13 protein-coding genes are annotated in these 12,818 nt (G+C 69.5%); 8 read left to right on the top strand and 5 right to left on the bottom strand.

Annotated features, from left to right (window positions below; genetic code table 11):
* Positions 1-149: 149 nt before the first annotated feature.
* Positions 150-818: a histidine phosphotransferase ChpT gene (gene chpT, locus ACT541_RS13380; RefSeq protein WP_476137583.1), complete on the bottom strand. Its 669-nt coding sequence runs from the start codon at positions 816-818 to the stop codon at positions 150-152.
* A gap of 201 nt (positions 819-1,019) precedes the next feature.
* On the opposite strand from chpT, the gene ACT541_RS13375 reads away from it, so the two are divergent.
* Positions 1,020-1,403, top strand: coding sequence for an MAPEG family protein (locus ACT541_RS13375; protein WP_476137582.1), 384 nt, complete (start codon positions 1,020-1,022; stop codon positions 1,401-1,403).
* Positions 1,404-1,431: 28 nt separating this feature from the next.
* On the opposite strand, the gene ACT541_RS13370 is transcribed toward ACT541_RS13375, so the two are convergent.
* From ACT541_RS13370 to ACT541_RS13360, 3 genes are all read right to left on the bottom strand, one after another.
* Positions 1,432-2,820, bottom strand: coding sequence for an aldehyde dehydrogenase family protein (locus tag ACT541_RS13370; RefSeq protein ID WP_476137581.1), 1,389 nt, complete (start codon positions 2,818-2,820; stop codon positions 1,432-1,434).
* Between the two features lie 139 nt (positions 2,821-2,959).
* On the bottom strand, positions 2,960-4,102 hold the full coding sequence (locus ACT541_RS13365) for a hypothetical protein (RefSeq protein ID WP_476137580.1): 1,143 nt from the start codon (positions 4,100-4,102) through the stop codon (positions 2,960-2,962).
* Between the two features lie 91 nt (positions 4,103-4,193).
* Positions 4,194-4,793 (bottom strand): DUF1134 domain-containing protein, encoded by a 600-nt coding sequence (locus ACT541_RS13360; protein WP_476137579.1) that lies wholly within the window; start codon positions 4,791-4,793, stop codon positions 4,194-4,196.
* A gap of 116 nt (positions 4,794-4,909) precedes the next feature.
* On the opposite strand from ACT541_RS13360, the gene ACT541_RS13355 reads away from it, so the two are divergent.
* The 7 genes from ACT541_RS13355 to ACT541_RS13325 all read left to right on the top strand — a co-directional run bounded on the left by ACT541_RS13355 (position 4,910) and on the right by ACT541_RS13325 (position 11,960).
* Positions 4,910-5,581: a YHS domain-containing (seleno)protein gene (locus tag ACT541_RS13355; RefSeq protein ID WP_476137578.1), complete on the top strand. Its 672-nt coding sequence runs from the start codon at positions 4,910-4,912 to the stop codon at positions 5,579-5,581.
* A gap of 284 nt (positions 5,582-5,865) precedes the next feature.
* A complete protein-coding gene (locus ACT541_RS13350) occupies positions 5,866-7,464 on the top strand; it encodes an ABC transporter substrate-binding protein (protein ID WP_476137577.1) in 1,599 nt (532 codons plus the stop codon).
* An 81-nt stretch (positions 7,465-7,545) separates the two neighbouring features.
* The gene (locus ACT541_RS13345) at positions 7,546-8,556 is read left to right on the top strand and encodes an ABC transporter permease subunit (RefSeq protein WP_476137576.1); all 1,011 of its coding nucleotides are present in this window, start codon (positions 7,546-7,548) and stop codon (positions 8,554-8,556) included.
* A complete protein-coding gene (locus tag ACT541_RS13340) occupies positions 8,546-9,454 on the top strand; it encodes an ABC transporter permease subunit (protein WP_476137575.1) in 909 nt (302 codons plus the stop codon). Before ACT541_RS13345 ends, ACT541_RS13340 begins: the two co-directional genes overlap by 11 nt.
* A gap of 4 nt (positions 9,455-9,458) precedes the next feature.
* A complete protein-coding gene (locus ACT541_RS13335) occupies positions 9,459-10,460 on the top strand; it encodes an ABC transporter ATP-binding protein (RefSeq protein WP_476137574.1) in 1,002 nt (333 codons plus the stop codon).
* Positions 10,457-11,446 carry an ABC transporter ATP-binding protein gene (locus ACT541_RS13330; protein ID WP_476137573.1) on the top strand — a complete coding sequence of 330 codons (990 nt, stop codon included), beginning with the start codon at positions 10,457-10,459 and terminating at the stop codon, positions 11,444-11,446. Before ACT541_RS13335 ends, ACT541_RS13330 begins: the two co-directional genes overlap by 4 nt.
* A gap of 4 nt (positions 11,447-11,450) precedes the next feature.
* The gene (locus ACT541_RS13325) at positions 11,451-11,960 is read left to right on the top strand and encodes an Lcl C-terminal domain-containing protein (RefSeq protein WP_476137572.1); all 510 of its coding nucleotides are present in this window, start codon (positions 11,451-11,453) and stop codon (positions 11,958-11,960) included.
* A 220-nt stretch (positions 11,961-12,180) separates the two neighbouring features.
* On the opposite strand, the gene ACT541_RS13320 is transcribed toward ACT541_RS13325, so the two are convergent.
* Complete coding sequence (locus ACT541_RS13320; protein WP_476137571.1) at positions 12,181-12,708, bottom strand: CC0125/CC1285 family lipoprotein; 528 nt, start codon at positions 12,706-12,708, stop codon at positions 12,181-12,183.
* Positions 12,709-12,818: the final 110 nt, after the last annotated feature.

Here is a 12,818-nt window from a genome sequence, read left to right as displayed (position 1 = left end):
CCGATTGCCGATGGTAAACAACTCGTCCCGAGGCGCGAGCGCCGACACGACAAAACAGGCATAAGTCCGCGTCGAAGCCCCGCGTCGAAGACATGGCGCGCGATTTCGAAGAGTTGTGCGATGTCGATCGCCGAATAGTCGTCGAGAGATCAGACGGCCTCGACGGAAACCTTGGGACGAGCGGTGAAGATCACCGCCTCTTCGGTTTTCTCCACGGAAACAGTCATGCCCGCGGCCTGGGCCAGGAGCCCGGCGTAGATCGGCTGAATCGAATGGGCATCCGGGCCGTGATCGGCGGTGAGCCGGCCGGCGAGCGCATCCTCGACGTTGGCGGGGATGCGGGCGTTCGTGCCCTTGCAGGTCAGCGCGAAGGTCGGCCGTTCGGCCTCGCCGGTCACCACCACCTCGATCACCCCGCCGCGCGGAATGGCGTGGCCGGAGATCAGGATCAGGTTGAGCAGCAGCTTGACCAGGTTCTTCGGCATCAGCACGCGGGTCGCCGACCAGGTCAGCTCCGCCTTCTCGCCTGCCATGAAGCCCTTGGCGACCGTCTCGGCGTCGCCGAGGTCGATCGAGGCGCCGGCCGAACCGGCGGCACCGAAGGCGAGCCGAGCGAACTGCAGCTTGGCCGAGGCCTGCCGCGCGCTCTTGCGGATCAGCTCCATGGCGAATTCGCGCATGTCGTCGGTCTGGTTCTCTTCGGCGAGAACCTCGAGGCCGTTGTTGATGGCCCCCACCGGCGAGATGATGTCGTGACAGACACGGCTGGCGATCAGCGCGGCGAGATCGAGAGCGGAGATGTCCGACGTGGCGTCCATGGGTGATCGGCTCCGTGGCAGAGATACGGCACGACGCGCGAAACGCCCCGAACGAATCGGCGCCACCACGTCACCACGAGCGATACAGGGGCGGCGCCGTCATTTCAAACGGCAGCAGCGCCGCGGCCTCCGTCGTGACGCCGCCCGCCCCATCTGCCAAGATCGCGCCCGGCCGCGCCCCTCGGCGCGCGAGGAGGGTTCATGGGCAGTCTCCCGATCACGACGTTCACCGCCGCGCTCGCGGCTCTCGCGCTGGTGGCGCTCTCGGTGCCGGTGTCGATGCGCCGCTTCGCGGTGCGCCGGCCCTCCGGCGACGGCGGCGACGTCATCCTCGCCCGCCGCATCCGCACCCAGGCGAACTTCATCGAATACGTGCCGATCGCCCTGATCGTGCTGGCGCTGGTCGAGGGCGGCGGCGCGCACCGCGCCTGGGCGCTGACGATCGCCGGCCTGCTGATCGTCGGCCGCGCCTTCCACGCCGTCGGCATGCGCGGACCCTCCAGGCCGCTCAAGGCCGTCGGCATGGTGGCGACATGGTCGTCGCTGGCGGTGGGCGGGGTCGCGCTGTTGCTGCGTCTGATCTGATTGATCTCGCGCGCGCGACCCGCGCGCGTCACGGCAGGCGATAGTGATGCGACTTCGGCCGCGTCAGCGTCTCGTAGCCGACTGCCGACAGCGCCGCACCGCGCCCGGTGTCCTTGACGCCGGTCCACACCAGACCCGGATCGACGTAGTCGCAGCGGTTCATGAAGACGGTGCCGGTGTCGAGCTCGGCGTCGATCGCCCGCACGGCCTCGACGTCGCGCGTCCAGATCGAGGCGGTGAGACCATAGCGGCTGTCGTTCATCAACCGCACCGCCTCGGCGTCGTCCTTCACCTTCATCAGGCCGACGACGGGGCCGAAGCTCTCCTCCCGCATCACCGTCATGGTGTGGTCGACGCCGGTGAGCACCTGCGGCATGAGGTACGGCGTGCCGGCCTTGGAGGCCGGGAACCGCGCCGGGTCGATCAACGCCCGGGCGCCCTTGGCGAGCGCTTCCTCCGTCTGCGCCCGGACCGTCTCGGCGAAGGCGGTGCGCGCCATCGGCCCGATCGTCGTCGTCGGATCGAGCGGATCGGCCAGTACATAGGACGAGGTCAGCGCCGTGAAGGCGTCGAGGAAGCGGTCGTGGACCGCCTCGTGGACATAGATGCGCTCGATGCCGCAGCAGCACTGGCCGGAGTTGAAGAAGGCGCCGTCGACCAGGCTCTCGACCGTCGCCTCGAGATCGGCGTCGGGCCGCACATAGGCCGGATCCTTGCCACCGAGTTCCAGCCCGCAGGTGGTGAAGGTGCCGGCACAGGCCCGTTCGATGGCGCGCCCCGCCTCGACCGAGCCGGTGAAGGCGACGTGGTTGACGTGGCCGCCGGCGATCAGCGCCGTGGTCTGGTCGTGGTCGAGCACCAGATTGCGGAAGAGGCCCTTCGGCAGATCGGTGGCGTCGAAGGCCGCCTGGAAGCGCTCGCCGACGCCGAGCGTCTGCGCCGCGTGCTTGAGGATCACCGCGTTGCCGGCGATCAGCGCCGGGGCGATCGAGTTGACGGTGGTCAGATAGGGATAGTTCCACGGCGCCACCGTGAAGACGATGCCGAGCGGCTCGCGACTGACCCAACGCTCGAAGCCCGGCCGAGCCGACGGCACCACCGGCGCCAGCGCCGCTTCTGCGATCGCCGCCATGTGCTCGACCCGCTCGCGCGCCGTCTTCGGCTCGCCGCCGCCGTAGCGCACCGGCCGGCCCATCTGCCGCGTCAGATCCTCGCCGAGCGCCGGGCCCATGGCGTCGAGCGCGTCGAGGAAACGCACCACGATCGCCGCCCGCTCGGCGACCGGCACCCGCCGCCATTCCCGCTGCGCCGCGCGGGCCTCGGCGATCGCCGTGGCGATCTCGGCCCCCGTCGCCGTCGGTCGGCGGATGTATTCCCGCCCGTCCACCGGAGAAATGCAGACGATCTCACGCGCCATGATCAACCCTCGCCTCGACCGATCCCCTCGATCGGTCGGTGAATGTGATCACATTTTTTCACAGCCGAAAAGACGTCTCGCGCGCGGCGAAGATCGCGACACCGCTGCCGCGTGATCACGAATACGTGGCGGGTGTGCCTCAGCCGCGCGACTTCGCCGCCTCGCGCTCGTCGGCGATGCGCTGCAGCTCGCGGATGCGCTGGGCGAGGCTCGGCTGACCGCTCTCGCCGGCCGGCTCGCCGCCGCCGGCCGAGATCCGGTCGATCGACGAGGAGGCGCCCTCGGCGAGCCGCGTCAGATGGACGATACGGGCGGCGAGGTCGGAGAGGCTGGCGCGCAGATCGGCCCGCGCCTCCTTGGAGGCATCGGCGCCGAGGCCGGCGAGCTTCTCTTCCAGTTCGTGGTTGCGGTTCTCGAGCTGGGTCAGCGACCGCAGCAGATTGTCGCCCGCCGCCGCCGTGCCGTCGCCGGCCCCGCCCATCGCCGCGGCGCGGGCATTGGCGAGGACGAGGGCCTGACGGGCGCGTTCGAGCTCGCGGCCGACGCGGTCGATCCGCTCCTCGCGATCGGCGACGTCTTCGACCAGCCGGTTGATCCGCTTGTCGAGCCGGTCGGCGCGGTCGCGCTCCTGGCCGACCGCCGCCAGCGACAGACGGTGCGCCGTCTCCTCGGCCTCGAGCCTGGCCCTGGCCTCGGCCAGTTCGAGTCGCGTCTTGCGCAGCGTCTCCTCGAGACCGACGATGTCGGCGCGGCGGAAGGCGAGCTCCTCGGCCGCCTTGGCGGCCGCCTCGGCCTGGGCCACCGCCGTCTTGGCGATGTCGGCCTCGCGCGCCGCGGCGGCCTGATCGAGCACCCGTCCGCGTTCCAGCGCGCCCTCGAGGGCGCTCGACAGTTCGGCGACCCTGGCGTCGCGCGCCGCGATCGTCGCCACCTGCTCGGCCTCGCGCGCCTCGCCGGCGATCCGGGCGTCACGCTCGGCGAGATACTGCACGCGGACCTCGTCGAGTTCCTGCCGCGCGCGTCCGACCGAGAGCCGGGCATCGGCGTTCTGGCGGCGCATGTCGGCGACGGCGAGTTCCATCGTCCGCCGATCGCGGGCATGGCGGGCGCGCATCATGTCGGTCTCGGCGAGGACGTCGGCGACGCCGGAGGGCACCGAAGCGGAGACACGCCGTGTCGTCAGACGCACGGCGCGGCGCCACACCGCCCCCATCAACAGGAGCGCGACGATGCCGGCCGACAGGAAGCCGAGAGCGAACCACATCGCCCATTCGATCGTCATGCGCTTCCTTTCGGATCGGTCGCTCGCCCGCGGGCGCGTCAATGAGGCCGGCGAGACGCCCCTCGCGGGGCGTCCGCGTGCCCGAGGCCGGTCAGAAGGGGTTCCAGGTCGGCTTGGGCGTGAACTTCAGATACCCGATGTTGACGCCGAGGCGAAGCCCCACGCCGGAACGAACCGGCACGACGTAGATCCGGTCGGCGACCAGCGCCGTCATGCCGAAGCCGCCGATGAAATAGGCCGAGCCGTCGACGCCGGCGAAACGCTGCCACAGCGCCTGGGTCGCCGGCAGATTGTAGACCAGCATCATCGTGCGGGCGCCGTCGCCCCCGAAGTCCCAGCCGATCGACGGACCCTGCCAGTAGACCTTGGTCTTGCCGCGGTCGCGGGTGTTGAGCATGCCCTCGCCGTAGCGCAGGCCGCCGACGATGGCACCGCCGCCCTCCTCGCCGAGGATGTAGCCGTTGGGCTGACCGTAGCGCGACACCGCCTCTTCGATCACCGTGGCGAGGCCGCCGGAGACGGTGCCGAAGAACTTGTGGCCGGTCTTGACCAGTTCGTCGGTGGAATAGGTTCCGCCGCGATCCTGGGCGAGGACCGGCGACGTCCCGCCGACGAGCACCGCGAAGACCGCGGCGAGAAGGAGACCCGATATCGAGGCCCCGAGGAATTTCGTCACGTCGCGCTTGCGCATGCGTCCCCATCCCAGCTTTCTGGACTTGCCGAGGCGAACCGACGATTCGCCCCGTCGCTCGAAGAGCGACACGTCTCGGACGAGACGCGTCACGAACTCGCGAGGTCGAATCGTACATGCACGAGTTTAGCGGAATTCGGGCAAGGACGGGGCGATGCCGGTATTTCGCGCGGCGACGCGACGACGCGGGCGCGCGGGCGCCCGTATCGACCGCCCTTCTCGCCCTCGCGCTCCTCCTCGCGGCCGCGCCCGCGAGCGCCAACAGCAGCAGCCACGAGGAAGCGCCGAAGCCCGCACCGGCCGCCGCCGAACAGCCCGCGCGCCCTTCCCCGCCGCGCCCGCCGCCGCCTCCGCCGCCGAAACTCGACGGCCCGATCGCCAAGGCGGCGCCGACCCCGGTCGTCCGCTTCCTCGCCGACCGCACGACCGGCCGCGCTCTCGGCGGTATCGATCCGGTCGGCTACTTCATGTGGAACGAGCCGCGCATGGGCGACGAGGCGCTGCAGGTCGACTGGGCCGGCGTCACCTGGCTCTTCGCCGACGAGGGCACCCGCGCCGCCTTCCGCGACGCGCCCAAGACCTATGCACCGATGTTCGGCGGCCGCTGCGCCTTCGCCGTCTCGCAAGGGCGGCCGGCGGAAGGATCGCCGCGTCACTTCGTCGTCCACGGCGGCCGGCTGCTGCTCTTCGCCGATCCGGCCTCGCGCGCCGCCTTCCTGCTCGATCCCGACCGGCTCCTCGCCGAGGCCGAACGACGCTGGCCGGCCATTCTCACCGACCTGCCCTGAGGCACGTACCCGGTGCGTGCCGGCCGGCCCGGCACCGATCTCCGCCTTTCCCCATTGCGCAACGCCGCGCATTGGGATTTGATCGCCGTCACGGGAGACCGGGTCGTTCGCGATCGGGTGGATTTTCGAGCAAATGCTCCCCTTCCAGGCCTCGACCGGAATGCCGGAATCGGCATCCGCTTCGGGCGAGGAAGGTTTTTCCCGGTCGGGATGTCCACCGGCCGGTCTCCTCGCAACCGTTCGACCCCGGCAAGAGACCGGGGCCACGCGAAGGAGCCTCCTCGATGAAACGGACTCTCTTCACCGGCGTCGCCACGCTCGCCGTCATGATCGCTCTCGGCGCGACCGCCGCGTCCGCCAAGACGCTGGTCTACTGCTCGGAAGGCAGCCCCGAGAACTTCACCCCGGCGCTGAACACCACCGGCACCTCGTTCGACGCCGCCCGTCCGGTCTTCAACCAGCTCGTCGAGTTCGAGCGCGGGTCGACCAACGTGGTTCCCGGCCTCGCCGAGAAGTGGGACATCTCCGAAGACGGCCTGACCGTCACCTTCCATCTGCGCAAGGGCGTGAAGTTCCATTCCGGCATCAACGGCTTCAAGCCGACCCGCGACTTCAACGCCGACGACGTGCTGTTCTCGTTCAACCGCCAGTGGAAGGATGACCATCCCTACCACAAGATCTCCGGCGGCGCCTACGACTACTTCTCCGACATGGACATGCCGAAGCTGCTGAAGTCCGTCGAGAAGGTCGACGACTACACCGTCAAGATGGTGATGACCGAGCCGAACGTGACGATCATCGCCAATCTGGCGATGGACTTCATGACCATCCAGTCGGCCGAATACGCCGACTACCTGCTCAAGAAGGGCACGCCCGAGCAGTTCGACCAGATTCCGGTCGGCACTGGTCCCTTCTCCTTCGTCGCCTACCAGAAGGACGCGGTGATCCGCTACAAGGCCTTCCAGACCTACTGGGGCGGCAAGTCGAAGTTCGACGATCTGGTCTACGCCATCACCGGCGACGCCACCTCGCGCTACGCCAAGCTGAAGAAGGGCGAATGCCAGGTGATGTTCGGCCCGAACCCGGCCGACCTCGAGGCGATCGGCAAGGATCCGACCCTGAAGCTGATGAGCCAGCCCGGCCTCAACATCGCCTACTGGGCCTTCAACCTCGAGAAGCCGCCGTTCGACAAGAAGGAGGTCCGTCAGGCCTTCGCCATGGCGATCGACAAGAACGCGATCATCAAGGACGTCTACCAGGGCGCCGGCCAGGCCGCGAAGAACCTGATCCCGCCGACCATCTGGTCCTACAACGACAAGGTCGTCGACTATCCCTACGACCCGGCCAAGGCCAAGAAGATGCTCGAGGACGCCGGCGTGAAGCTGCCGCTCGAGATCGACCTCTGGTACATGCCCAAGCAGCGTCCCTACAACCCGAACGGCAAGCGCATCGGCGAGATGATGCAGGCCGATCTGGCCAAGGTCGGCGTCAACGCCAAGCTCGTCACCTACGAGTGGGGCGAGTATCGCAAGCGTCTGCAGCAGGGCGAGCACATGACCGGCCAGCTCGGCTGGACCGGTGACAACGGCGACCCGGACAACTTCTTCTTCCTGCTCGGCTGCGCCGCGGCGCGTCCCGGTGGTCAGAACCTGTCCAAGTGGTGCAACAAGGACTTCGACGACCGCCTGAACGCGGCCAAGAAGCTGACCGACAAGGCCGCTCGCACCAAGCTCTACGAAGAGATGCAGCAGATCGCCCGCGACGACATGCCGTCTTACAACATCGCCCATTCGGTGGTGTTCGAGGCGACGACCAAGAACGTGGTCGACTACAAGATCTCGCCGTTCGGCCGTCACGAGTTCTACGGCGTCGGCCTCGAGTGATCGATCGACACTGCGCGCGGCCCCCGGCGAACCGAGCTTCGCCGGGGGCCGCCCGTCGTTCCCGGGAGGAGCATCTCCGACATGTTTTCGTTCGTCCTGCGTCGCATGGCGCTGACGGTTCCGACCCTGTTCGCCCTGAGTTTCCTGACCTTCATCGCCATCCGGCTGGTGCCGGGTGATCCGATCGAGGTCCGGCGCGGCGAGCGCGGCATCTCGCCCGAACGTCTCGAGTTCTTCCGCCACGAGCTGGGCCTCGACCAGCCGGTGTGGAAGCAGTTCCTCGACTACGTCTGGAACCTGCTGCACGGTGACTTCGGCACCTCGATCATCAGCCAGGAGTCGGTGCTCAAGGAGTTCCTGACGCTGTTCCCGGCGACCATCGAACTGTCGATCTTCGCCATGGCCTTCGCCGTCCTGCTCGGCGTGCCCTTCGGCGTGCTGGCGGCGCTGAAGCGCGGTTCGGCCGTCGACCACGGACTGATGGGCGTCGCCCTCTTCGGCTATTCGATGCCGGTCTTCTGGTGGGGTCTGCTGCTCGTCCTGTTCTTCTCGGTGACGCTCGACCTGACGCCGGTCTCCGGCCGCATCGACCTGATCTACTATTTCGAGCCGGTCACCGGCTTCATGACGATCGACAGTCTGCTCTCCGGCCAGGAGGGCGCCTTCTCCTCGTCGCTGTCGCATCTGATCCTGCCGGCGATCGTGCTCGGCACCATCCCGCTCGCGGCGATCGCCCGCATGACGCGCTCCTCGATGCTCGAGGTGCTGGAGGAGGACTATGTCCGTACCGCCCGCGCCAAGGGTCTGTCGCCCTTCCGCGTCGTCGGCCTGCACGCGCTCAGGAACGCGCTGATCCCGGTCGTCACGACGATCGGCCTGCAGGGCGGCACCATGCTCGCCGGCGCCGTGCTGACCGAGACGATCTTCGCCTGGCCGGGCGTCGGCAAATGGCTGATCGAGTCGATCTTCCGCCGCGACTATCCGGCGCTGCAGGGCGGCGTCCTCCTGATTTCCACCCTTCTCGTGCTCGTGAACATGTCCGTCGACATCCTCAACGCCGTGATCAACCCGCGGATCCGCCATGGCCGATGACGCTCTCGCCCTCGACCCGCGCGCCGGGATCGCCCCGCCGTCGCCCGCCCGCGCGCTGTGGAACGACTTCGCCGTCAACCGCGGCGCCGTCATCGGCCTCGCGGTACTGGTGGTGATCCTGCTGATCGCCCTGTTCGCCAACCTGATCGCCCTTCACGATCCGATGGAACAGTTCCGCCAGCACGTGCTCCAGCCTCCGGTCTGGGCCGACGGCGGCTCGTGGGAATTCCCCCTCGGCACCGACGACGTCGGCCGCGACCTGATGGCCCGCATCGTCCACGGCTCGCGCTACTCGCTGTTCATCGGCTTCTCGGTGGTGGCGGTCTCGCTCGCGGTCGGCGTCTGCCTCGGCCTCGCCGCCGCCTTCATGGGCGGCATCGTCGACACCGCCATCTCCCGCGTCATGGACCTGATCATGTCGGTGCCGAGCCTGGTGCTCGCCATCGTCGTCATCGCGGTGATCGGCCCGTCGCTCGCCAACACGATCGTCGCTGTGACCGTCGTCTACATGCCGCGCTACGTCCGCATCGTGCGCTCGACCGCCATGGCCGAACTCGCCCGCGACTACGTCACGGCGAGCCGCGCCGCCGGCTCCGGCCCGTTCCGTCTCGCCTTCGTGACGGTGCTGCCGAACTGTCTCGCGCCGCTGATCGTCCAGGCCGCCCTCGGCATCTCCGACGCCATCCTCGAGGCGGCCGCCCTAGGCTTCCTCGGCCTCGGCGCCCAGCCGCCGACGCCGGAATGGGGTGCCATGCTCTCCTCGGCGCGCGAGTTCATCCAGCGCGCGCCCCATGTCGTCACCCTGCCGGGCCTCGCCATCCTGATCACCGTCGTCTCCATCAACCTGATGGGCGACGGTCTGCGCGACGCGCTCGATCCCAAGCTGAAGCGGAGCTGAGCGCATGGCCCTGCTCGAGATCGAAAACCTGTCGGTCGACTTCGAAACCCGCGCCGGCGGCCTCTTCCGCGCCGTCGACGGCGTGTCCCTGAAGGTCGACCCGCGCGAGATCGTGTCGATCGTCGGCGAGAGTGGCTCCGGCAAGTCCGTCGCCATGCTCGCCGTCATGGGCCTCCTGCCCAAGACCGCCCGCGTCACCGCCGACCGCCTCGCCTTCGAGGGCATCGACCTCCTCGCCGCCTCCCGCGCCGTCCGGCGCCGGATCGTCGGCAAGGACATCGCGATGATCTTCCAGGAGCCGATGTCGTCGCTGAACCCCTGTTTCACCGTCGGCTTCCAGATCGGCGAGGCGCTCGCCGCCCACCTCGGTCTCGGCCGGGCGGCGCGCCGCGCCCGCACGATCGAGCTCCTGGAACAGGTCGGCATCCCCTCGCCGGAGAGCCGTCTCACGGCCTTCCCGCACCAGCTCTCCGGCGGCATGAGCCAGCGCGTGATGATCGCCATGGCGATCTCCTGCTCGCCCAAGCTCCTCATCGCCGACGAGCCCTCGACCGCCCTCGACGTGACGATCCAGGCGCAGATCCTCGACCTCCTCGTCCGCCTGCGCGACGAGAAGGACATGGCGCTGGTCCTGATCACCCACGACATGGGCGTCGTCGCCGAGACCGCCGAACGCGTCGTCGTGCAATATGCCGGCAACCAGGTCGAGGCGGCCCTCACGGAAGAGCTCTTCCGCGATCCCCACCATCCCTATACCGCCGCCCTCCTCGCCGCTCTGCCCGAGCGCGCGACGGAGAAGCGCCTGCCGGCGATCCCCGGCATGGTGACCGGCCAGTGGGACCGTCTCGCCGGCTGCCGCTTCGCCCCGCGCTGCGGCGTGGCGACGCCGCTCTGCTCGACGCGCCGTCCGGTGCCCGCCGCCGACGCGCTCGGCCGCGCGCTCTGCCACACGCCGCTGGTCGACGGCCGGCCCACCCCCGCGACCGTCGAAGGAGTGCCGGCATGACCGCGTCCGCCGCCCGCACCGAGGCGCAGCACGCGCCGATCCTCGAAGCCCAGGACCTGGTCAAGACCTACGAGGTCGGCCGCGGCTTCTTCGCCGCCCCCGGCGTCGTCCACGCCGTCAACGGCATCTCGCTGTCGCTCGACCGTCGCCGCACCCTCGCGGTCGTCGGCGAATCCGGCTCCGGCAAGTCGACGCTCGGCCGCATGCTGGCCCTGATCGAGCCGCCGACCGACGGCCATCTGGCGATCGACGGCCACGACGTCACCGGCGTCTCCGGCTCGCGCCTCAAGGGTCTGCGCCGCGCGGTGCAGATGGTGTTCCAGAACCCCTACGGCTCGCTCAACCCGCGCCGCACCATCCGCGCCACACTCGAGGAGCCGCTGCTCGTCAACACCGACATGCCGGCCGACGAGCGTCACGCCCAGGCCCTCGACATGCTGTCGCGGGTCGGTCTCCGCCCCGAACACGCCGAGCGCTATCCGCACATGTTCTCCGGCGGCCAGCGCCAGCGCATCGCCATCGCCCGCGCGCTGATGCTGAAGCCGAGCGTCATCGTGCTCGACGAGCCGGTCTCCGCCCTCGACGTCTCGGTCCGGGCGCAGGTGCTGAACCTCTTGGCCGATCTCCAGCAGGAGTTCGACCTCGCCTATGTCTTCGTCAGCCACGATCTGTCGGTGGTGCGCCACATCGCCGACGACGTCATGGTGATGTATCTCGGCGGCGTGGTGGAACAGGCCTCGAAGGACGAGATCTTCGCCGATCCGCGCCACCCCTACACCAAGGCGCTGCTGTCGGCGACGCCGGTCGCCGACCCCGGGCGCCGGCGCGACCGCATCGTGCTGCAGGGCGAGCTGCCCTCGCCCTTCGCCCCGCCGCCCGGCTGCGTCTTCAACCCGCGCTGCCCGGTCGTCACCGACCGCTGCCGCGTCGACAAGCCGATGCTGAAGGGCGGCGACCACGCCGTCGCCTGCCTGCTGGAAGAATGAGCCCATGAGGCTCGCCGCCCGTCTCGCTTCGATCTCGGTCGCCGCGGCCCTCGTCGGCGGGCCGGGCGGCGCCTTCGCCGCCTGCTCGACCCCGCCCGACCGATTCACGGCCGACGGGGCGAGCGTCGTCGATCGCGAGACCGGCCTCGTCTGGCAGCGCTGCAGCCTCGGCCTTGCGCCGCAGGGCGCCGCCTGCACCGGCGAGATCGACCGCCTCACTCTTCCGGAAGCGACGGAGGCCGCGACGCGGGCCGGCGACGGCTGGCGACTTCCGACCGCCGACGAGATGATGAGCCTGCTCGATCCCGGCTGCGGCAGCCCGGCGATCAACGCCCGCATCTTCCCCGACGTGCCGATCGACCCGTCGGGCGAAGGCAGCCTCTACTGGACCTCGACCGAGGCCGGTTTCGAGGCGATGCGCATCACCGTCGACTTCCGCCACGCCTTCCCCGACATGCATTCGCCCGGGCTCGCCTACCATGTCCGGCTGGTGAAGGCCGGCCGGCGCGGCTGAAGGCGCGGGGTGGCCGACCGGAAAGAGGGGCTTCGCCTCGCCTTTCTCTGTTCGGCTTCACCCTGAGGTGCCCGGCAAAGCCGGGCCTCGAAGGGCGAAGCCGTCGACGGGCGAGTGCCACTCGCCCCTTCGCGCTTCGAGGCTCGCTGGCGCTCGCACCTCAGCATGAGGGGCCTCCACCCCGCGCCTGGACGGTCGAGAACTCGTGCGTTCGAAGCCTCTACGTCCCCGCCGGCGCACCACCCTCCGGCGGCGGCGCGCCTTGCGGCCGCTTCAGCCGCGGTCCGATGTTCTCCGCCAGTTGCCGCGCGTCGAGCGCCTTGGCCTTGTCCTCGGCGCTGGCATCGGGCTTCAGGAGGCGGATCATCACGTCCTCGCCCGACAACCCGTCGATCGAATGGCGATTGGCGCCGGTCATGTCGGACATCAGCCGCCCGCCGTCGGGGCCCGCCGCGCCGCCGAAGGCATAGAGCCCGGTCTGGCGGCCGTTGCGCGCCGTGCCGACCTCCGACAGGCCGATGATGACGAAATGCGTCCGCCCCGCCGCCAGCGTCGTCTCGGCCGCCTTGAGCAGCACGAAGTCCTGGATGCGGGTCGGCTCGGTCAGCGCGTTGCCGCGTGCCGAGACGCGATAGACGTCCTCGGTCATCTTGGCCGCGGTGACGCCGCCGCCGGCGCCCAGCTCCTGATAACGCGACGCGCAGCCGCCGAGAGCGAGGATCACAAGAGGAACGACCAGAAGACGCATGGCACACCCCGCGAGCCCGAAGAGACACGCCAGAGTGGCATGATGCGTCCAAAAACGCGAGTCGCCGCACGAATGCACGCCGGCGACGGATCGTCTCGGCGGCGGCGTCC

This window comes from Pinisolibacter sp. DMC100 (genome assembly GCF_056313705.1).
The sequence above is the reverse complement of the archived record's forward strand: the minus strand, read 5'-3'. Positions and strand labels throughout refer to the sequence as shown.